The organism is Pseudoclavibacter sp. RFBB5 (genome assembly GCF_002931555.1).
Taxonomy (GTDB): domain Bacteria; phylum Actinomycetota; class Actinomycetes; order Actinomycetales; family Microbacteriaceae; genus Pseudoclavibacter.
In genome coordinates this window covers 106,062-127,143 of the sequence record NZ_PSTZ01000010.1, presented here as the reverse complement: position 1 = coordinate 127,143, position 21,082 = coordinate 106,062, and the positions used below count along the sequence as shown (strand labels likewise).

Genomic DNA, 21,082 nt, shown 5'->3' with positions numbered 1-21,082 from the left:
CAGACGTGAGCGCGCGGCGTGTCGGGGGTGAAAAATGTGGCGTAAACCGTGATCTCGCGCGGAAGTGCGGGCTGTAGCCGAACATTTTTCGATAGACAGCCGACCGGCTAGTTTTCTGGACGAAATATGCACTACCATGGACCTCGATGGTTTCGCTCTCTGTCGCAACTATCGTCGCTCTGCAGCAATCACCCCCCCTGAACGCTGCATGAGCTGAGGCGCTCGGATATCCCCCTGTCCGGGCGCCTCTCCAATTCTCCCGCGGCCCCGGTTCGGTCCGGCGCGACTCCGTCGTCGTGTGCCCTGTGCACAGTGGCCCATGCACAGGCGCGACGGCCATCGGACTCGTGGGCCTCCGGCGTTCGTACGCTTCGTGCATGGCACACGGCTCAGCTCTCGAATCGACATCAGGCCAGCGCTTCGTCGCTCGTCCGGCCTCGCAGCGTGCGGCCTCGCTGCCGTTGCCGCCGCGCACCGCGGAGAGCACGCCGCGATCCGTTCGGACATTGACTCGAGGTCAGGCGGACGCGTTCGGTCCCCTGGCGATGTACGTCGCCGATGGCGAGGTCACGGACCTCTTCGTCAACGGCACCGACGGCCTCTTCGTCGATCGAGGCGGCGGCGCGGAGCGGGAAGACTCCTGGGTGGCGCCGAGCGAGCGGGCGCTGCGCGAACTGGCCGTCCGTATCGTCGCTGCCGGCGGCAGGCACCTCGACGAATCCGCGCCGTGCGTCGACGTGCGCATCGCTGACGGCATCCGCGTGCACGCTGTGCTGCCTCCGGTGTCGATCTCCGGCACGCTCCTGTCCATTCGGGCACCGCGGGTCCGCCAGCTCACCATCGAGCAGCTCGACCGGCAGGCGTTCTTCTCTCCTGGCGCGGAGGAGCTCGTCCGGGAAGCGGTGCGGGCTCGTGCCAATGTGCTCATCACGGGTGCCGGCGGAAGCGGGAAGACGACGTTCCTGTCCGCGCTCCTCTCGGAGTCAGACCCCCGCGACCGCATCGTCGTGATCGAGGACGTCGCCGAGCTGCGCATCGCACATCCCCACAGCGTCTCGCTCGAGGCGAGACAGGCGAACATCGAGGGGGCCGGGAGCGTGCCGCTCGAGCGTCTCGTCCGCGAGTCGCTGCGGATGCGCCCGGACAGGCTCGTGCTCGGCGAATGTCGCGGCGCCGAACTCCGGGAGCTCCTGGCCGCACTCAACACGGGGCACGACGGCGGCGCGGGCACGCTCCACGCGAACTCCCTCGCCGATGTGCCCTCGCGCCTCGAGGCCCTTGGCGCGCTTGCCGGCATGACGCAGGATGCGGTCGCCAGGCAGACCGTGAGCGCCATCGACCTCGTCATGCACGTCGAGCGCACGTCCGTCGGGCATCGGCGGCTCGCGGACATCGGGGAGTTCTGCCTCGATGAGGCCGGGCGCCTGGCCATCGCGTCGGTCCTGCGTCGAGAATCTGGCCAGGCGAAGAACGTCACGGCTCTCGCGTCTGCCACCGCCGGCGAGGCTGATGTCCGTCGCGGAGATGAACGCCGACACGATCCGGGTCACCGAGGTCTCGGCCGGCGATGACCCAGCACGATGTCGACGCTGCCGAGCGCACCGCGGCGGTCGTCGAGCGACTCGCAGCCCTGCTCGCAGGCGGCACCACAGCGGATTCCGCGTGGCAGCACGTGGCGAGCTTCGCCGCCTCCGAAGAATCACCGAGGTCCGGACGAATCGCCTGGAGGCGGCTCGCATCCTGGGTGGAGGGCAGGCTCCGCCTGAGGATTCCTCGCCCCGCGCGGTGGCGCGCCGCCACCAGCGATCCCGTCGAGCTCACCATCGCGAGAGGCGTGCGCGCTGGCAAGCGAGTCGGTGCGATGCTCCGGGAGCACGATGAGCCGAGCTGGCGAGCCCTCGGCTGCGCCTGGTCCCTCGCCGAGACCACGGGGGCCCCGCTTGCCCGGGGCCTCGGCGAACTGGCCCAGACGTTCCGCGACTTCGGCGCCTCCGAGCGGGAGGTGCAACTCGCGCTCGCGGGCCCGAGCAGCGCCGCGCGGCTGGTCATGGCGTTGCCCGCCGTCGGAGTCCTCCTCGGGCTCGCACTCGGCTTCGACAGCCTCGGGATGCTCTTCGGCACGCCGATCGGCCTCGCCTGTCTCGGCGGAGGGGTCGCCCTCATGGTCGCCGCGCACCTCTGGAACAGGGCACTCATCGCAGCGGCTTCCCGACGAGAGCAGCTGCCAGGCCTCGCCCTGGACCTGACGGCGCTCGGGATGCTTGGAGGCACATCCGTCGCCGCGGTCCGCCCGCTTGTGCAACGCGCGCTCGATGACGCGGCGCTCGGAACCGACGGGCGTTCGGAGGCTCGAACCGGCCTGGGCGGCGGGTGCGTCGACCGAGTGCTGGAGCTCGCCCGCGACGCTGGGGTGCCCGCCGCATCCCTCTTGCGCAGCGAAGCCGCGCTCGAGCGACGCGACGCGCGCGCCGCGTCGAGCAGGAAAGCGGCCGAACTCGGCGTGCGCCTCATGCTGCCGCTCGGCCTGTGCGTGCTCCCGGCCTTTCTCCTGCTCGGCGTCGCTCCGCTCATCCTCGCCGTCGTGACCCAGACCATCTCGCGGCTCTGAGCCGCCCGATACGCCCGTGCCGCATTCCAACCGTCAATACGTAATAAGAGAGGTACACCCATGTTCCAGATCACGACCTTCGGCGACGCATCCCGAGGCCTGTTGAGCAGACTCCGGCAGTGGATGCGCGATGACGAGGGGGCCGCGACGGCCGAGTACGCGATCGCGACGATGGCAGCCGTCGCGTTCGCGGGGCTCCTCGTCGTCATCATGCAGAGCGACGAGGTCAGGGGCTTGCTCGAGAACATCATCCGCACCGCCCTCACGCTGGACGAATGATGCGTCGGGTGCCCCGATGGCTCCTGCCCGCGAGCTCCCAGCGTGGCTCGGCGACGGCGGAGTTCGCCATCGTGGCACCCGCCGTCGTCCTCCTGCTCGCCTTCTGCCTCACGGGACTGCAGGGCGTCGTCGTGCAAGTCCGGTTGCAGGACGCCGTCGCCGACGCTGTCAGGCTCGTGGCACGTGGGGACGACGAGGCCGTCGCTCGCGAGCACGTGCATTCGCTCGTACCAGACGCGCACCTTGAGATCAGTCGCGCGGACGGCCTCGTCTGTGCGCGGGCGTCCACGCCACTCATCCTCGGGGAGCGCGTGCTCCCTGTGGATGTCGGCGCCCGCGCGTGCGCGCTCGGCGGCGGACGATGAGCGCCGAAGCGTCGGCACCTCTCCGCTGCCTGGGCGGAGACCGGGGCGCCGGTGGGGTCGTCGTGCTGGCGGTCTCCCTCCTTCTTCTTGCACTCACCGTCGGAGCCGTCAGCGTGCTCGCCGCCTTCCCAGCAAGACAGGCCGCGCACGCCGCAGCCGACGCGGGCGCGCTGGCCGCGGCCGACGTCGCATCCGGGCTGAAGCCGGGGGACCCGTGCGCCGAAGCCACCCGCATCGTCGCCGCCAACGGTGCCTCGCTCGAAGCCTGCACGGTCAGCGGCCGTGAGGCCGTTGTGCGAGTTCGTGTAGAGTCCGGCCCGTTCGTCTTTTCGGAACCGTCGAGGGCAGGACCGCCACCTCACTGAGAAGCCGTGAAGCGGAGCCGCCGGCAGTCGGAGGCCTTCCGCCCAGCCACCCCGTCCATGTACCAGCCCATCCATATAATGGGCGCCGACGGGTGGCAACAGCCCCCACATAACTCCGGCCAGCCGGAATCGTCGTGCGAGAGCACGCAGACCCATCCAAGGAACGCTTGTGTCAGGCAGCAACACACTGGTCATCGTCGAGTCGCCGACCAAAGTGAAGAGCATCTCGCAGTATCTCGGTGATGACTACACCGTGCTCGCCAGCGTCGGACACATCCGCGACCTCATCGAGCCCAAGAACCTCCCGCCAGAGCTCAAGAAGGGCTCTCTCGGGAAGTTCAGCGTCGACGTCGACAACGGGTTCGAGCCGTACTACGTGGTCTCCGACCAGAAGAAGAAGACCGTCGCCGAGCTCAAGCGGGCGCTCAAGGACGCCGACGAGCTCATCCTCGCAACTGATGAGGACCGCGAAGGAGAGGCCATCGCCTGGCACCTCCTGCAGGTGCTCCAGCCGAAGGTCCCCGTCAAGCGCATGGTGTTCCACGAGATCACCCGCGAGGCGATCGAAGCCGCGAAGGACCGCACGCGCGACATCGACGTGCACCTCGTCGACGCGCAGGAGACCAGGCGCATCCTCGACCGCCTCTACGGCTACGAGGTGTCGCCCGTGCTGTGGCGCAAGGTCGGCCCCGGACTCTCCGCCGGCCGCGTGCAGTCAGCGGCGACACGCCTCATCGTCGACCGCGAGCGCGAGCGGCTCGCGTTCGTGAAGGCCAGCTACTGGGGAGTCGAAGCCCGCTTCGCGCCCGAGCAGGGGAAGGAAGGGTCGGCCTTCGTCGCCCGTCTGACGAAGCTCGACGGCGAGCGCGTCGCCACCGGACGCGACTTCGACGACCATGGAGTGCTCAAGAACTCGTCCGTGATCCTCGGTGAAGCCGAGGCGACCACGTTGACCGTGCAGCTCACGGCCGGCACGGTTCCCGTCACGGTGTCCTCCGTCGAGTCCAAGCCGTACACTCGACGCCCCGCCGCGCCGTTCACGACCTCGACCCTGCAGCAGGAGGCCGCCCGCAAGCTGCGCTTCACCGCACGCCAGACGATGAGCGTCGCGCAGTCGCTGTACGAGAACGGGTACATCACGTACATGCGTACCGACTCCTCGTCACTGTCATCGCAGGCGCTCAACGCTGCACGCACGCAGGCCGCCAAGCTCTACGGGGCCGAGACGGTTCCATCGGCTCCCCGCCTCTACGGCTCGAAGTCGAAGAACGCGCAGGAAGCGCACGAGGCCGTGAGGCCGGCCGGCTCCACGTTCGCGCTGCCAAGCGAGCTTCGGCCCAAGCTGAGCCCCAACGACTTCAAGCTGTACGACCTCATCTGGAAGCGCACCATCGCCTCGCAGATGGCCGACGCCAAGGGGCAGACGGCGACCGTCACGATCGACGCCTCGCCCATCGACGTCTCCGATGCGCAGGGCACCGTCACGAGCCGCGTCGCCGAGTTCCAGGCGTCCGGCACCGTCATCACCTTCCGCGGCTTCCTCGCCGCCTACGAGGAGGGGAAAGACGAGGCGCGCGACGACTCGACCACCGCAGAAGCGAAGCTGCCGCCGCTCACCAAGGGGCAGAAGCTCGATCCGGAGACGGCAGACGCCAAGAGCCACGAGACCAGTCCGCCCCCGCGCTACACGGAGGCGAGCCTCGTCAAGACGCTCGACGAGCTCGGCATCGGCCGCCCGTCGACGTACGCATCCATCATCTCCACCATCATCGACCGCGGGTACGTCGCGCCGCGCGGCAGCGCGCTCGTCCCCAGCTGGACGGCATTCTCCGTCGTGCGTCTCCTCGAAGAGCACTTCCACGACCTCGTCGAGTACAACTTCACGGCGCAGATGGAAGGCGACCTCGACCGCATCGCCGCCGGCACCGAGCAGCGCAACGACTGGCTGCGCGGGTTCTACTTCGGAACCGACGACCACAAGGGACTCCGCGGCGTCATCGACAACCTCGGCGAGATCGATGCCCGCGAGATCAACTCGACCCCGCTCGCCGACGGCATCGTCCTTCGCATCGGCCGCTACGGCCCCTACCTCGAGGTCGCTCCGGAGACGGAAGGCGAGACCCCGAGGCGCGTCAACGTCCCAGAAGACCTGGCCCCCGACGAGCTGACCGCAGAGAAAGCGATCGAGCTCGTCGAAGCACCTATCCAGACGGATCGCGTGCTGGGCGTCGTCCCCGAGACCGGCAAGCGCATCGTCGTGAAGGACGGCCGTTTCGGCCCGTACGTGACCGAGGCTCCGTCGGAGGCCGAGGAGGCCGCCGCAGAGGCTGAGGCCAAGGCCAAGGCACTCGCCGAAGAGGCCGAGGCGAAAGCCGCCGCTGCCGAGGGGCGTCCAGTCAAGAAGCCGCGCGCCAAGAAGGCCGCCGCTGCCGAGAAGCCACGCACGGCGTCGCTCTTCAAGTCGATGATCCCAGAGCAGGTCACCTACGAGCAGGCGATCGGGCTGCTCGAGCTGCCCAGAGTGGTCGGCGTCGACGCCGAGACGGGTGCCGAGATCACGGCCCAGAACGGCCGGTACGGGCCGTACCTGAAGAAGGGCACCGACACGCGGTCGCTCACGAGCGAGGACGAGATCTTCACCGTCACGCTCGAGGCCGCGCACGAGCTCTTCGCGCAGCCCAAGTACGGGGCACGCACCACGAAGGCGGCCATCAAGGAGTTCGAGGCCGACCCCGTGAGCGGCAAGCCGATCAAGATCAAGGACGGTCGCTTCGGTCCGTACGTCACCGACGGCGAGACCAACGTGACCGTGTCGCGCGGCGCCAACCCGGAGGACGTCACGTTCGAGGAAGCCGTGCAGATGCTCGCCGACAAGCGTGCCAAGGGTCCTGTCAAGCGCAAGACCACGGCCGCGAAGAAGCCGGCAGCGAAGAAGCCCGCCGCCAAGAAGCCAGCTGCCTCCAAGGCGGCGGCGACCAAGACGACCGCAGCGAAGAAGCCTGCCGCGAAGCGCGCGCCTGCCAAGAAGCCTGCGGCCAAGGCCAGCGGGGCAGCAAGCAGCGAATGACGGGCCTCTTCATCACCCTCGAGGGCGGCGACGGCGCGGGCAAGTCGACGCACTCGGCCCTGCTCGAGGAATGGCTGGCGGCCCTCGGGCAGACGGTCGTGCGCACGCGCGAACCGGGCGGCACCGACCTCGGCGCCGACATCCGGGAACTTGTGCTGCACCGCAAGGGTCACATGGATGCCAGGGCCGAGGCGCTCCTGTACGCCGCCGACCGTGCACACCACATCGCCACCGTCGTCCGACCAGCGCTCGAACGCGGCGACGTCGTCGTGCAGGACCGCTACCTCGACTCCTCGATCGCCTACCAGGGCACGGGGCGCGAGCTCGGCGCCGACGAGGTCAGGGACCTCTCCCTGTGGGCCGCGCGCGGCCTGCTCCCCGACCTCACCGTGCTCTTCGACCTCGATCCGGACGAAGGGCGCCGACGTATCGGCGCGACCCGCGGCACCTACGACCGGCTCGAAGCCGAATCGAAGCATTTCCACGACGCCGTCCGCTCCGCCTTCCTCGGCCTTGCCGCCGCCGACCCGGACAGGTTCCTCGTGATCGACGCGACCCAGCCGCGAGAGCACGTGGCTGAGCGCATCCGCACCCGCGTCGCCGAGCTCCTCGAGCGGCGCCCGGTCGGCGAGTAGCCATGACCGTCTGGGACGACCTCTCCGGTCAGGACGACGCGATCGCCCTGTTCTCGAACGCGGCGAAGGCATCCAAACGCGGTGCAGTGGACACGAGCGGCATGACGAACTCGTGGCTCATCACCGGCCCACCCGGTTCCGGTCGAAGCAACATGGGCTACGCCTTCGCGGCGGCACTGCTGTGCCCGAACGACGGATGCGGCGTGTGCCCGTCCTGCGTTCAGGTGCGCGCCCGCTCGCACCCCGACCTCACGGCCGTCGTCACGGAAACCGTGCAGCTCGACATCAAGACGGCACGCGAACTCGTGGAGCGCGCATCCATGTCGCCGATGACCGGGCGCTACCGGGTCATCCTCGTCGAAGACGCCGACCGCATGGTCGCACGCACCTCGAACACGCTGCTCAAGGCCATCGAAGAGCCACCGGAGTCGACCGTGTGGGTGCTCTGCGCGCCGAGCGAGGCCGACCTGCTGCCGACCATCCGCTCACGCGTGCGCAGCGTGCGGCTTCGGGTGCCGGAGGTTCGAGACGTCGCCGGGCTGCTCGTGCGTCGCGACGGCATCGAGCCGGAAGTCGCCCTGCGTGCCGCCCGCGAGGCGCAGAGCCACGTCGGCATGGCCAAACGACTCGCCACGAGCGAAGACGCGTGGGGTCGCCGTGACGCGTCCCTCGACGGCCTGCTCGACATCCGCACGACCGGCGACGCCGTCCGGAAGGCAGCACAGCTCGTCGCGATCGCCGACGAGGACGCCACCGCCAACGCGGCAGACCGCGACGACAAGGAGCGGTCAGCCGCATTCCGGTCCCTCGGCCTCACGCCGGGCCAGGCAGTGCCGAGGCAGCTCCGCGGACAGATCCGTGAGCTCGAAGAGCATCAGAAGCGCAGAGCGAAGCGCGGTCAGGTCGATGCGATCGATCGCATCCTGACCGACTCGGTCTCCCTGCTGCGAGACCTGCTCATGCTGCAGCTGGCACTCCCTGTAGAGCTCGTCAACGAGCACCGGCGGCACGAACTGGAATCTGCAACGAGCTCGCGCAGCTCCGACGACGTGCTCACGAGCATCGACGCGGCGAGCAAAGCCAGAGCACGACTCGCCGCAAACGTTCCTGTGGCGCTCGTCCTCGAGGCATTCTTGATCAGCTGGACGCCATCGCAGCAGGGAGCATCATGACCAGACCGACCAGACGTCGCGCGGCGACGCGCAGCATCGGCGCCTCGCTCCTGACCGGAGCAGTCGTCTTCCTGCTCAGCGGATGCACGCTCGTGACGACGCTCGCCGGCGGAGGCTCCGGTGGCGGCGTGCAGACGGAGGACGTCGACGTCGTCCCGACCGGCCTCGACCCCAGCATCCAGACGTTCTACGAGCAGGACCTCGGCTGGGACGCGTGCGGCGGCGGTCTCGAGTGCGCAACCGCGGAAGCTCCGATGGACTGGGCAGACGGGACCTCGGAGCAGATCGAGCTCGCCATGGTGAAGGTACCCGCGTCGAGCGGCAACCCGATCGGGACGATCTTCACCAACCCTGGCGGTCCCGGAGCATCCGGCGTCTCGTTCGTGCGCGACAGCGCCCAGTTCGTCTTCACGCCGGAGCTCATGGAGGATTTCGACATCGTGGGCTGGGACCCGCGCGGTGTCGGTGAGTCGAGCGCGGTCGAGTGCCGTGACGATGCCGGCATGGACGAGTGGTTCTATGGCGTCAACGAAGATCTCGATCCGGACACCGCGACCGATGAGCAGATCATCGCGGAGGTCACCGCGAACTCGAAGGAGTTCGCCGACGACTGCCTCAAGAACACGGGACCGCTCCTCGAGTTCGTCGACACGAAGAGCACCGTGCAGGACCTCGACCTGCTGCGCGCGCTCGTCGGCGACCCGAAGGTCAACTACTTCGGGTTCTCGTACGGCACCGACATCGGCGCCCAGTACATCGACATGTTCCCGGAGACGGTCGGCCGCGTCGTGCTCGACGGCGCCACGGACCCGACCCTGTCGACGTTCCAGGTGGTGCTCGCCCAGCAGGGCGCCTTCGGTGAAGCCACCCGCACCTACCTCGAAGACTGCCTGACGACGACGAGCTGCCCATTCACCGGCACAGTGGACGAGGCGATAGCGAAGATCAACACCCTCATGGCCGAGGCCGATGACACCCTCCCCGTGAACGCAGACGGCCGGAAGCTCACGAGCGGCGTCATCGACACGGCCATCAGCTCGGCGCTCTACAACAACCAGAGCTGGCCGTACCTGAGCGACGCGTTCGCCACCTATGAGACAGCGGGCGACCCTGCAGGGTTCTTCGCGCTCAGCGACTCCTACTACGGTCGCGGGCCAGACGGCACCTACGCCGACAACATGTTCGAGGCCTTCACCGCCATCAACTGCCTCGACTACCCGGTCGAGACCGACCCCGCCAAGATCGCCGACTTCAACCGGCAGATCGCAGAGTCGACCCCGATCGGCATTCCAGGACCCGAAGCGCTCGGAGACACGACCTGCCAGCAGTGGGCGTTCCCGTCCACCAACGAGCTCGCACCCGTCACCGGTGCGGGAGCCGACCCGGTCCTCGTCATCGGCACGACCGGCGACCCGGCCACGCCGTACGCGTGGGCGGAGGCCGTGACCGAGCAGCTCGAATCGGCCACGCTGCTCACCTTCGAGGGCGAGGGACACCTCGCCTACACGCAGGGCGACAGCTGCATCACCGGTGCCGTCGACGCCTACTTCATCGACGGCACCGTGCCCGCCGAGGGGCTGGTCTGCTGACCGCGACACCCCGATGTGCACTTGAGCAAAGTGTGCGTTATGCTTTGGTGTCGAGTTCAGCACCCCAGGGAGTTGAGCTGCAGGCAGGCCGCCTTAGCTCAGTCGGCAGAGCGATTCACTCGTAATGAATAGGTCGCGAGTTCGATTCTCGCAGGCGGCCCCATCGCCCCTCCGCACTTCGGTGCGGAGGGGCTCTTGTCTTCTCGGGCGCCCCGCCTCCCGTACGCTGAGCAGATGCTCGAGCGCAGGCACCACGACCCCGATCAGCACCCGCCTCTCGCGTTCCCGCCGCTGCGGAGCCCCGTGCACCAGCTGGGAACTGTGGAGCCGTTCGACTTCTCGCGCCGGGTCGCGGTCATGGCGATCGTGAATCGCACTCCAGACTCGTTCTACGACGACGGGGCGACGTTCGGTCTCCAGAGCGCCGTGGACGCGGTGCTCGCCGCCGAACGCGCGGGTGCCGACATCGTCGACATCGGCGGGCAGCCGTTCGCGCCAGGCGAGGAGCTCTCGGAAGCGGATGAGATCGCCCGCGTCGTGCCGGTGATCCGTGCAGTCCGAGAGCGCACCGGCGTGCCGATCTCCGCAGAAACGTACCGTGCGCGCGTAGCGGAGGCCTGCATCGAGGCGGGCGCGGGCATCATCAACGACACGAGCGGCCTCCGGGACGAGAACCTCGCGAGAGTCGTGGCGGGCTCCGGCGTGCAGCTCGTCATCACGCACAGCGTCGCAGCGCCGAGGGCGGAGCTCGCGCGCCCGCACTACGACGACGTCGTCGGTGAGGTGCGGGTGTTCCTGGCAGCACGCGCCGAACGTGCCATCGAACTCGGCGTCGGGGAAGAGCAGCTCATCATCGACCCGGGGCATGACCTCAACAAGAACACCCTGCACACGCTCGAGCTGACCAGGCGCTTCGACGAGATCTCATCGATCGGCTTCCCCGTGCTCGCCGCCGTCTCCAACAAGGACTTCATCGGGGAGACCCTTGATCGGGAGAAGCGGGACCGCGTCTCGGGCTCGCTTGCATCCGCCGTCGCGTGCATCCTGCTCGGCGCTCGCATCGTCCGCATGCACAACGTCCCAGAAGCGGTGGACGCGACGAGGATGACCGAAGCGATCCTCGGACTGCGCGCGCCCGCGTACACGCGCCACAACCTGTAGCGCCCACCCCGCTCGCATCCAACTCACCACTGCCGCGCACGTCGCCGTGGCATGCTCTCACCATGAACGCTCCATCAGCGGCGATCCGCTCGTTGCTCGGCCCAGAAGGCGAGCACGGGTGGCTCGACGACGAGCAGCTGCTCGCCCACTACGCCTACCCCGCGAACGGCGCGTTCCGCTTGAACTTCGTCGCGAGCGTCGACGGCGCCGCCACGGGCGGTGACGGCCGCTCGGGGAGCCTCGGCACGGCAGCCGACCACCGGGTCTTCGAGCTGCTGCGCCGCCTCGCCGACCTCGTGCTCGTCGGGGCAGGCACGCTCAGAGACGAGGGCTACGTCGGCCTTCGCGTCTCCGAGGCCTCCGTCGCGTGGCGGGAGGCGCGGGGACGGCCCGCGCACCCGACGCTCGGCATCGTCTCGAGTCGGCTCGCCCTCGACCCCAAGCATGAGATGTTCGCCGACGCACCCGTTCCGCCGATCGTCGTGACTCCGGTCTCCGACCCGGAACGGCTCGCGCCCTTCCGGGAGGTTGCGACTGTGCTGACCGTGCCAGAGCATCCGGACCGCCCCGGAACCCTCGACGTCACCGAGTTGCGCGCCATGCTGCGCGAGCTCGGCCACAGCGAGGTGCTCTGCGAGGGCGGGCCAACACTCTTCGGCGAGATCAACGCCCAGGGCGCGTTCGACGAGCTCTGCCTCACCGTGTCGCCCGCGCTCGTGGGCGGCCAGGAAGGGCGCATCGCGCACTCGGAGACGCTCGCGCAGCATCCGCTCGCCCTCGCCGGGGTCCTCGAATGCGATCACACGCTGCTGCTCCACTACCGGCGCTCGGCCGGGCTCAGCTGACCCGATCTCGAGATCGCACTGTGCGACCGATGGCCTGGGTCGCATGCCCGACGTCAGACGGCACGCACTCGAGCGCTGGCTAGACTGGCACCTTGGCGCGGCGTCACGAGACGCGGGGCGCCCAGGTTCCATTCGGAGGTGACATGGCCGGCTCAGGCAGCGCGCGCACGCAGCGCCCAGGTGCTGGCCGCCTGATCGGCTTCACCCTCGCGGGCGTCCTCGCGCTCGGCGCAGGGTTCGCCGCGGGAGGAGGCGGCTTCGCCGTCGCGGCCCCTGCCTTCGCGGGCGAGGCCCAGGAGCTCGCCCCGAAGACGCTCGGTGCCGTCCGGGAGACCCCCGTCGAGGCCGCCGCCGCAGAGCCCGTGCGCACGTGCTCCATCGAAGACGTCGCCAGTGCCGCTGGGGCCCTCGACTTCCACGGTGTCGTCGTCGACACCCAGAGCGGCGAGACGGTCTACGAGCGGAAGGCGACGGATGCGGTCCCGACGGCCTCCGTCATGAAGCTCCTCACGACGACTGCCGCGATCGAGGTGCTCGGCCCCGACTTCCGCATCCCGACCCGCGTCTACGCCGGCAGCGAGCCCGGAACGGTCGTCATCGTCGGCGGGGGAGACGTGACGCTCGCCTCCACCGACAGCGGCGCCGGCAGCTACTACTCCGGAGCGACCGGCACCCTCGCGGACCTCGCAGCGCAGACCCGGACGGCATGGGCGAACGACCCGAGCCTGTCCGGCACGGCGCCCACCCAGGTCCTCGTCGACGAATCCGCCTTCAGCGGCGCCGAATGGCAGCCTTCCTGGTCCCAGGCCGACCGCACGGACGGCTACATCAGCCCCATCTCCGCGCTCATGGTCGACGGCGGACGCCAGGACCCGGCGAGCCTCGTCTCGCCCCGCACAGAGGACCCGAGCGGGGCCGCGGCCGCAGCGTTCGCCACGAGGCTCGGTGCCGCGACCACGGGAGCGAGCGGGTCTGCGCCGGACGGCGCCAAGCTCCTCGCCGAAGTCTGGTCGCAACCCGTCTCCGAACTCGTGCACTACGCGCTCATCGACAGCGACAACAACGTCGCCGAGATGCTCGCGCGCCTCGTGGCGATCGAACAGGGCGTCGGAACGGACTTCGGCGCAATCCAGGACTCCACGAGCCAGGCGCTCACGACGCTGGGCCTCGACACGAGCGGACTCGTGCTCGCTGACGGATCCGGCCTCTCCGCTGACAACCGGGTGCCGCCCGAGCTGGTCGCAGAGCTCCTCCAGACCATCTCGCAGCCCGACATCGCCGCCTCCCAGCTGCTCGACGACCTCCCCGCATCAGGCCAGACGGGCACCCTGCAGTCGCGCCTCACGCCGCTCGGAGTGCCCCCGGGGGCGATCACCGCGAAGACCGGCTGGATCAACGAGGTCTACGGCCTGGCCGGCTACCTGACCGCCGCGGACGGCAGCAGGCTCACGTTCGCGTTCTTCGTCGTCGGCGCCGTCACGCCCGCGAACCGCGACGCCCTCGACACCATCGCCGCGCGCACCTACTCGTGCGGAGCGTCCCTCGCCAACTGGTGACGCACGCCGTGCGCGGTCCACGTGCGCCTGGCCCATCCAGGTGGCCTGCGGCAGACTGGTGACATGAGCCGTGCACTGCTGATCGTCGACGTCCAGAACGACTTCACCGAGGGCGGCGCCCTCGAGACCGACGGCGGTGCGGCCGTCGCCGCCGGCATCACCGAGCACCTCGCCAGCAGCCGCGAGCAGTACGACGTCGTCGCCGCGTCCCGAGACTGGCACGACGCGGACAGCGACAACGGCGGGCACTTCCACGCGCAGCCCGACTTCGTCGACAGCTGGCCGGAGCACTGCGTCGCGGGGACAGCCGGTGCCGACTACCACCCCGCCCTCGACACGAAGCTCGTCGACCTGCACATCTTCAAGGGCCAGGGAACGCCCTCCTACTCCGCCTTCGACGGCGCAACGGCTGACGGCGAGACGTTAGCCGACGCACTGCGCGCACGCGGCGTCGACGAGCTCGACGTCGTCGGCATCGCGACCGACCACTGCGTGCGCGCATCCGCGCTCGACGGCCAACGGGCCGGGTTCGCGGTGCGCGTCATCGACGGACTCACCTCCGCCGTCAGCCCCCAGACGCGTGCGGCTGCCCTCGAAGAGCTCCGCGCCGCCGGCATCACCGTCGAGTAGCGCCCCGGCCCTTCGTCGCACTGCCCGCGTCCCGACCTCCGGGTTCTCGGGATGGAAAAGTCGCTTCGTGTTGGAAAGTTTCCCCGAGCGACGTCACTATCCCATACCGAGACGGCGTATGGCGGTCGGATCGGATCGGACCGGATCGGATCGCGTCCGCGTCTGCGTCTGCGTCCGCGGCGTGGACAGGCACCTGATTTCGGGATGGCTTGCACGCTTCGGGATGGCTTGTACCCCATCCCGAAGCGCGCAACCCATCCCGAAACTTGCACGCCGAGCGCCGCTCGTGCCGCGTGCGCCGCCGCCCCGGGCGCGCTGATCAGGTCTCGACCTCAGGCATTCGGGATGGAAAAGTCGCTTCGTGCTGGAAAGTTTCCCAGCACGGAGCGACTTTTCCATCCCGTCCCATCCCGGAACCGTGGGCGTGGGCGTGGCCGAAGGCGCAGGTCGCCGCGGAGTCAGCGGGGGAGCAGCAGCTGGTGCTGCGCGAGCTCGCGGTAGAGAGGCACGGTGTCGACGAGCTCGAGGTGCTTGCCGCGGCCGAGCACCTGGCCATGCTCGAGGACGACGATCTCGTCGCTGTCGACGACGGTCGAGAGGCGGTGGGCGATGACGATGACGCTTCGGCCTTCGGACACCTTGTCGAGCGCGTCGCGCATGAGTCGCTCGTTGGCCCCATCGAGGGCGGATGTCGACTCGTCGAGCAGCAGGATGGGCGGGGCTGAGAGCAGCGCGCGCGCGATGGCGAGGCGCTGCCGCTCGCCCCCGGAGAGCATGACGCCTGATTCGCCGACCTGGGTGTCGAGGCGGTCGTCGCTGCGGTCGAGCACGTCGCCGAGGTTCACCTCGCGCAGCACCTGCTCGCAGGCGACGTCGTCGGCGTCCGGCCGCCCGAGGAGCAGGTTCTCTCGCAGGGAGCCGGCGAGGACCGGCGCATCCTGCTGCACGTAGCCGAGCTGCGCGCGCAGCTGCTGCCGGTCGATGGACCTCAGATCGACGCCGCCGAGGCGGATGTTTCCGCCCGTCGGGTCGTAGAAGCGCTCCAGCAGGGCGAGGGCTGTGGACTTGCCGGAGCCTGAGGGACCGACGAGGGCGAGACGCTCACCGCGACGCAGCGCGAAGCTGACGCCGTCGAGCACGAGGGGCGCCTCGACTCGTGCCTGCGCGCCGTCCTCGGCGAAGAGCCGGGCGTCGGGATCGGATGCGGCGCCCGTCATGGCCGCTGCCATGCCGCCGCGTGAGGACTCGCGGCGGATCGTCTCGAGTCTCGCGGCGGCACGCTCGCGGGCGGCGCGGGCGCGCACGACGTCCTCTGGGTAGTGGAAGGAGACCGCGTCGAACTCGACGGCGGGCGCATCCGGAGCCCCGTGCTCGTTCGCCGGCCCTTCGAGGACAACAAGCGGGGCCTCGGTTCGGTCGCCTGACCCCTCTTCAGGAATGGCGATGATCTCCTCGATGCGGCCCAGGGCGCCGAGCGCTGTATTGACGGCCGTGAGGGCACCGAAGAACAGGCCGAGGGGCATGATCATCATGAACAGGAACATGATGAAGGCGATGAGGTTGGCGATGCTGAGGTCGCCGGCGGCGACGCGGAGCCCGCCGACGCCGAGCACCGCGATGAGCGCGCCCTGCATGGCGAAGCCCGCGACGGGCACGATGAACGCCGAGATGCGGGCCACGTCGAGGCCGCGCTGGTACGCCCCGACGGCGTCGGCGTCGACGAGGCGCTCCTCGCGCTCGGTCGCCCCGAACGCCCGCACGGTGCGGACGGAAGAGATGGCCCGCTCGACGGATGCGGTGAGGTCACCCACCTTCTGCTGTGCTGCGGCGCTGGCCTCGCGGATGCGCATCGACATGCCGACGACGAGCAGGAGCGCGACGACGACGACGGCGAAGGTGATGAGGAAGAGCACGCCGTCGAGCACGATCATGGCGATGACGGCACCGATGAAGGTGAGCGCACCGCCGATGGCCTCGACGAGACCCTGCGTGAGGACAGCCCGCAGCATCGTGGTGTCGCTGCCGACGCGCGACACGAGGTCACCCGTTCGGCGGGCGTCGAACTCCGCGACGGGCAGCCGCAGCAGCTTCGCGACGAGACGACGGCGGGTGTTGAGGACGATCGACTCGCCAGTGCGCTGCAGGAGGAAGTGCTGGACGCCGTTCGCGATCGCACCGAGGACGACAGCGCCGACAAGCACCCAGACGACCCAGGCGGCGATCGTGCCGACCTCGACCTGCCCGATGAGCACGTTGACGAGCAGCGGCTGCGCGAGGCTCAACGCCGAGCTGAAGATGCTGATCGCGATGATGCCGGCGAGGAGCGGCTTGTTCACCAGCAGGTGGGGGAGGAGCTGCTTGAACGTGGCCCTCGGCGCACCGGATGCCTCGCGAGGCGGACGCCCGAGGAAGCCACCCCGCTTCTTCTGCGTCGTGTCCTCGCCGCCCACCGATGCTGAACTCACTGGCTTGTCGCCCAAACTCCTGGCCTTTCGCCCGCAGCGCGCTGAAGTGCGCGCACGCCGATGGCGCGCAGTCGTGTGCGCGCACCCGCCAAGGGTACCCGGCGCGACCTGGAACGACTCGCCTGGCCGAACGCGGGCGAGCGACGAGGACGGGGCCGTGCATCCGCAATGGATGCGCGGCCCCGTCGGCGAGGTGCGAGAGCTACTTCGTGTTGGTCACGTAGGCGATGTCGCGGGTCTCCTTGGAGAGCAGGAGCGCACCGAACGTCAGCACGGCCGCACCGGCGAGGTACACGCCGACCCAGAACGGGCTGCCGTCGCCGAACGCCCAGAGGGCGATGAAGACGGTGGGCGCGAAGCCGGCACCGAACACGCTCGACAGGTTGTAGGCGATCGCGCTGCCCGTGTAGCGCACGTTGGCGGGGAACAGCTCGGGGAGGACGGCGCTCATGGGGCCGAAGGTGAGACCCATGAGGGTCATACCGATGATGAGCATCGCCTGCGGGCCGAAGAACTCGTGCAGGCCGATGAGCGGCGTCATCGCGAAGCCGAAGACGAAGATCGCGCCGGTTGTCCAGAGCAGCATCTTGCGGCGCCCGTACTTCTCGGCCAACGGGCCGGAGACGAGCGTGAAGATGCCGAAGAACACGACGGACACGATGAGCATGATGAGGAACGTCTCGCGCTGGTACCCGAGCCCCGGCACCCAGGTGCTCGGGTCGAAGGGCTCCCCGGCTTCGGCCGCCTTCGCGGCAGCCTGCTCGCGCGTTGCCTTGGTGCCGAACGACAGCGTGAACGCCGTCATCATGTAGAAGAGCACGTAGGTGGCGAGCATGATGAACGTGCCGAGGATGATCTGGCGCCAGCTGCTCTTGAACGCGGCGAAGAGCGGGACCTTGGAGACCTCGCCGGCCTGAACGACCTTCTCGAACGCGGGCGTCTCCATGAGGCTGATGCGCACCCAGAGGCCCACGATGACGAGGATCGCGCTGAGGAGGAACGGCACGCGCCAGCCCCACGCGAAGAACGTCTCGTCGCTCATGAAGTGCGAGAGCAGCACGAAGAGCAGGTTGCCGAGGATGAAGCCGATCGGGGCGCCGAGCTGCGGGAACGTACCGTAGATGGCGCGCTTGCCCGCCGGTGCGTTCTCGGTGGCGAGGAGGGCGGCGCCACTCCACTCGCCGCCGAGCCCGAGGCCCTGGCAGAAGCGCATGATGACGAGCAGCGTCGGCGCGAGGATCTCCCAGCCCGGCGTGAGCGCCGTTGGGAGGAGGCCGATCGCGAAGGTCGCGATACCCATGGTGAGGAGCGTCGCCACGAGGGTGCCCTTGCGGCCGATGCGGTCACCGAAGTGGCCGAAGAGGATGGAGCCGATGGGGCGCGCGATGAACGCGACACCGAAGACGGCGAACGAGGCGAGCAGCGCCGTCGTCTCGTTGTCGTTCGGGAAGAAGAGAGCGGGGAAGACGAGGCTTGCCGCGGTCGCGTAGATGTAGAAGTCGTAGAACTCGATGGAAGTTCCGACGAGGCTCGCGGTGAGGACCTTCCCGCGGGAGTTCTTGACCTCGAACTCCTCGGCCGATGCACCTGGCGTGGTCTTGCTGGGGGATGACACGTTGCTCCTGAGACAGCTGGCTCGCTGGTGAGACGCGGTTTCGGTGCGGGTTGCGCGGTGCAGGAACTCAGAGCAGCGGTGGATGGAACGCGCCCGGCCCGGTTGATTGCAGGTCTGCTGACGCGAGTTCGACCGGATGCTTGTGGCTTCCGGCCGAGAAGAGGTTACACCGCATTCGTCGCGTTCGCTGGCCCCCTACCCAGCGCGCGGCGGCCCGGACGCGACGGCGTGGCGCAGGTCAGCTCGCGGCGTCGTCACCCGGAAGCTGTGGGAGCTCGCTCATGATGTGCCCCATGCGCTGGACCTTGGTCGTGAGGTACGCCAGATTCGCATCCTCGCGGCCGACCTCGAGGGGCACGCGCTCCTCGACGGTGATGCCGTGGGCTTCGAGCGCCTCAGCCTTCGCTGGGTTGTTCGTGAGCAGGCGGATGCGGGAGATCTCGAGGTCGTCGAGCATCTGCGCGGCGGCCGTGTAGGCGCGACTGTCGGCGGGCAGGCCCAGCGCGAGGTTCGCATCCACGGTGTCGAGCCCCTGTTCCTGGAGGGCGTAGGCGCGGAGCTTGTTGAGAAGGCCGATGCCTCGACCCTCGTGGCCGCGCAGGTACAGCACGATGCCACCGTCTCTGCCGATGGCCTCGAGGGAGGCGTCGAGCTGTGGCCCGCACTCGCACTTCAGCGAGCCGAAGGCTTCCCCGGTGAGGCACTCGGAATGCACTCGGACGATGGCGCCGTTCTCCGGCTCGCCGGAGATGATCGCGAGGTGCAGCTGGCCGTTGGCTTCATCGGTGTAGGCACGGAAGCGCAGCACGCCGTGCCTGGTGGGGATCGAGGTCTCCGCCTCGAAGGTGATGGACGCTGGGGAATCGCTCATGGAATCGCTTTCGTTCTACCGACCGGCCAGGCGCGAGAATGCGCCGAGTCGGTAGCCGAGGCCCCACGCGAAGACGCGCCAGACTGCCTCGACGATGATGTCGCTCGACATCTTGGAGGCGCCTTCCTGGCGTTCGACGAACGTGATCGGCACCTCGCTCACGCGGATGCCGGATCGTTCGAAGAGCCAGGCCATCTCGATCTGGAAGCAGTAGCCCGCGCTCTTGATGCGGGTGAGGTCGAAGCCCTGGAGGAGGGCGACGCGGTAGCCGCGATAGCCGGCCGTAATGTCGCGGATCTTGCTCTGCAGCAGCACGCGCGCGTAGATCGACGCTCCCCGGGAGAGGATCTGGCGCTGCAGTGGCCAGTTCTCGGTGCGTCCGCCCGGCATCCACCTGGTGCCGATGACGAGGCCAGCGCCGGCGTCGAGGGCGTCGATCATCTCGGGCAGCCGCTCCGGCGGGTGCGATCCGTCGGCGTCGAACTCGAACACGTAGGTGTACCCGCGCTCCGCTGCGATGGCGAAGCCCTCGAGGTAGGCGGTGCCCAGCCCGAGCTTGCCTGCGCGATGCAGCACGCTGACGCGTTCATCCGCCGCGGCCATCTCGTCGGCCATCTCGCCGGTGCCGTCCGGGCTGTTGTCATCGACGACCAGCACATGGATGCGCGAGTCGGCACCAAGAACGCGGTCCACGATGGAGCGGACGTTCTCGCGTTCGTTGTAGGTGGGGATGATGACGAGCGTTTCGGGCATTGCGTCATCCTAGCGCGGGGAGGAGCCGGAAATGATGCGATCTCGTGAGCTGTGCAGAGCGCCCTGATGCAACGACCTGGCGGTGCGGAGACTCAGCGGATCGGCTTCGGGAACCCGACCCGCTCGTAGACCTGATCGAGCGTGCTGAGCGCGAGTTCGTTGGCGCGCTCAGCGCCTCGGGCGAGGATGCGGTCGAGCTCGGCCGGGTCGGCGAGGAGCTCGATGGTGCGCTCGCGGATGGGCGCGAAGGTCGACTCGACCAGCTCTGCGAGGCCCTTCTTCAGGTCGCCGTACCCACCACCCGCGTATTGGGCGGCGACGTCGTCGATCGTCGATCCGGAGAGGACCGAGGCGATCGTGAGGAGGTTGGAGACGCCGGGCTTGGCCTCGCGGTCGAAGCGGATCTCGCCGTCGGCGTCGGTCACGGCGCGCATGATCTTCTTGCGCGTGACCTTCTCGTCGTCGAGGAGCCGCAGGAGTCCGGCGTCGGACTCGGCCGACTTGGACATCTTCGCGGTCGGGTTCTGCAGGTCGTAGACCTTCGCCGTCTCCTTCATGATGTGCGGTTCCGGCACGACGAAGGTCTCTCCGAAACGAGAGTTGAAGCGCTCGGCGAGGTTGCGCGTCAGCTCGATGTGCTGGCGCTGGTCTTCACCGACCGGCACGGAGGCTGCCTGGTAGAGCAGGATGTCGGCAGCCATGAGGACGGGGTAGGTGAAGAGGCCGACGGTGGTCGTGTCGGTGCCGTAGCGCTGCGACTTGTCCTTGAACTGCGTCATGCGGCTGGCCTCGCCGAAGCCGGTGATCGTGGAGAGCACCCACTGCAGCTGCGCGTGCGCGGGAACGGCCGACTGCACGAAGAGGATCGAGCGCTCGGGGTCAATCCCGGCCGCGATGTACTGCGCCGCCGTCACCCGGGTGCGCTCGAGCAGAGACGCCGGCTCGAACGGCACCGTGATGGCGTGCTGGTCGACGACGCAGTAGATGGCCGTGTGGTCCTCCTGCATGGGCACCCAGTTGCTGAGCGCGCCCACGAAGTTGCCGAGGTGGAGCGAGTCGGCGGAGGGCTGCATGCCGGAGAAGAGCACGGGCTTGGTCATCTGTTG

General features: G+C 68.9%; 18 protein-coding genes and 1 tRNA gene. 14 read left to right on the top strand and 5 right to left on the bottom strand.

The window, feature by feature from the left end; translation table 11 throughout:
• Positions 1-377: 377 nt before the first annotated feature.
• The 14 genes from C5B97_RS15315 to C5B97_RS15250 all read left to right on the top strand — a co-directional run bounded on the left by C5B97_RS15315 (position 378) and on the right by C5B97_RS15250 (position 14,272).
• Positions 378-1,571, top strand: coding sequence for a TadA family conjugal transfer-associated ATPase (locus C5B97_RS15315; RefSeq protein WP_104312867.1), 1,194 nt, complete (start codon positions 378-380; stop codon positions 1,569-1,571).
• On the top strand, positions 1,568-2,608 hold the full coding sequence (locus C5B97_RS15310; protein WP_258068305.1) for a type II secretion system F family protein: 1,041 nt from the start codon (positions 1,568-1,570) through the stop codon (positions 2,606-2,608). The genes C5B97_RS15315 and C5B97_RS15310 overlap by 4 nt, the downstream gene beginning before the upstream one ends.
• Before the next feature lie 60 nt (positions 2,609-2,668).
• The gene (locus C5B97_RS15305) at positions 2,669-2,887 is read left to right on the top strand and encodes a DUF4244 domain-containing protein (protein ID WP_104312866.1); all 219 of its coding nucleotides are present in this window, start codon (positions 2,669-2,671) and stop codon (positions 2,885-2,887) included.
• 8 nt (positions 2,888-2,895) lie between these two features.
• Complete coding sequence (locus C5B97_RS15300; protein ID WP_258068304.1) at positions 2,896-3,252, top strand: TadE/TadG family type IV pilus assembly protein; 357 nt, start codon at positions 2,896-2,898, stop codon at positions 3,250-3,252.
• Positions 3,249-3,617, top strand: a complete 369-nt coding sequence (locus C5B97_RS15295) for an Rv3654c family TadE-like protein (protein ID WP_104312865.1) — start codon at positions 3,249-3,251, stop codon at positions 3,615-3,617. The genes C5B97_RS15300 and C5B97_RS15295 overlap by 4 nt, the downstream gene beginning before the upstream one ends.
• Positions 3,618-3,786: 169 nt before the next feature.
• The gene (gene topA / locus C5B97_RS15290; protein ID WP_104312864.1) at positions 3,787-6,684 is read left to right on the top strand and encodes a type I DNA topoisomerase; all 2,898 of its coding nucleotides are present in this window, start codon (positions 3,787-3,789) and stop codon (positions 6,682-6,684) included.
• Entirely contained in the window at positions 6,681-7,319 is a 639-nt protein-coding gene (gene tmk / locus C5B97_RS15285) for a dTMP kinase (RefSeq protein WP_104312863.1), read from the top strand. Before topA ends, tmk begins: the two co-directional genes overlap by 4 nt.
• 2 nt (positions 7,320-7,321) lie before the next feature.
• Positions 7,322-8,491, top strand: coding sequence for a DNA polymerase III subunit delta' (locus tag C5B97_RS15280; RefSeq protein ID WP_104312862.1), 1,170 nt, complete (start codon positions 7,322-7,324; stop codon positions 8,489-8,491).
• Positions 8,488-10,080 (top strand): alpha/beta hydrolase, encoded by a 1,593-nt coding sequence (locus C5B97_RS15275; protein ID WP_104312861.1) that lies wholly within the window; start codon positions 8,488-8,490, stop codon positions 10,078-10,080. Before C5B97_RS15280 ends, C5B97_RS15275 begins: the two co-directional genes overlap by 4 nt.
• 87 nt (positions 10,081-10,167) lie before the next feature.
• Positions 10,168-10,243 (top strand) — tRNA-Thr (locus C5B97_RS15270).
• A gap of 71 nt (positions 10,244-10,314) precedes the next feature.
• On the top strand, positions 10,315-11,241 hold the full coding sequence (gene folP, locus C5B97_RS15265) for a dihydropteroate synthase (RefSeq protein WP_104312860.1): 927 nt from the start codon (positions 10,315-10,317) through the stop codon (positions 11,239-11,241).
• A 62-nt stretch (positions 11,242-11,303) separates the two neighbouring features.
• Positions 11,304-12,086: a dihydrofolate reductase family protein gene (locus tag C5B97_RS15260; RefSeq protein WP_104312859.1), complete on the top strand. Its 783-nt coding sequence runs from the start codon at positions 11,304-11,306 to the stop codon at positions 12,084-12,086.
• Positions 12,087-12,229: 143 nt separating this feature from the next.
• On the top strand, positions 12,230-13,642 hold the full coding sequence (gene dacB, locus C5B97_RS15255) for a D-alanyl-D-alanine carboxypeptidase/D-alanyl-D-alanine-endopeptidase (protein WP_104312858.1): 1,413 nt from the start codon (positions 12,230-12,232) through the stop codon (positions 13,640-13,642).
• 63 nt (positions 13,643-13,705) lie between these two features.
• Complete coding sequence (locus C5B97_RS15250) at positions 13,706-14,272, top strand: isochorismatase family protein (protein ID WP_104312857.1); 567 nt, start codon at positions 13,706-13,708, stop codon at positions 14,270-14,272.
• Between the two features lie 458 nt (positions 14,273-14,730).
• Here C5B97_RS15250 and C5B97_RS15245 read toward each other — a convergent pair whose 3' ends face one another.
• From C5B97_RS15245 to trpS, 5 genes are all read right to left on the bottom strand, one after another.
• Positions 14,731-16,737, bottom strand: a complete 2,007-nt coding sequence (locus C5B97_RS15245) for an ABC transporter ATP-binding protein (protein ID WP_258068303.1) — start codon at positions 16,735-16,737, stop codon at positions 14,731-14,733.
• 202 nt (positions 16,738-16,939) lie between these two features.
• Entirely contained in the window at positions 16,940-18,352 is a 1,413-nt protein-coding gene (locus tag C5B97_RS15240) for an MFS transporter (RefSeq protein WP_104312855.1), read from the bottom strand.
• 238 nt (positions 18,353-18,590) lie between these two features.
• On the bottom strand, positions 18,591-19,223 hold the full coding sequence (gene ribA / locus C5B97_RS15235) for a GTP cyclohydrolase II (protein WP_104312854.1): 633 nt from the start codon (positions 19,221-19,223) through the stop codon (positions 18,591-18,593).
• A 15-nt stretch (positions 19,224-19,238) separates the two neighbouring features.
• Positions 19,239-19,976, bottom strand: coding sequence for a polyprenol monophosphomannose synthase (locus C5B97_RS15230; protein WP_104312853.1), 738 nt, complete (start codon positions 19,974-19,976; stop codon positions 19,239-19,241).
• A gap of 92 nt (positions 19,977-20,068) precedes the next feature.
• On the bottom strand, positions 20,069-21,076 hold the full coding sequence (gene trpS, locus C5B97_RS15225; RefSeq protein WP_104312852.1) for a tryptophan--tRNA ligase: 1,008 nt from the start codon (positions 21,074-21,076) through the stop codon (positions 20,069-20,071).
• Between the last annotated feature and the right edge of the window lie 6 nt (positions 21,077-21,082).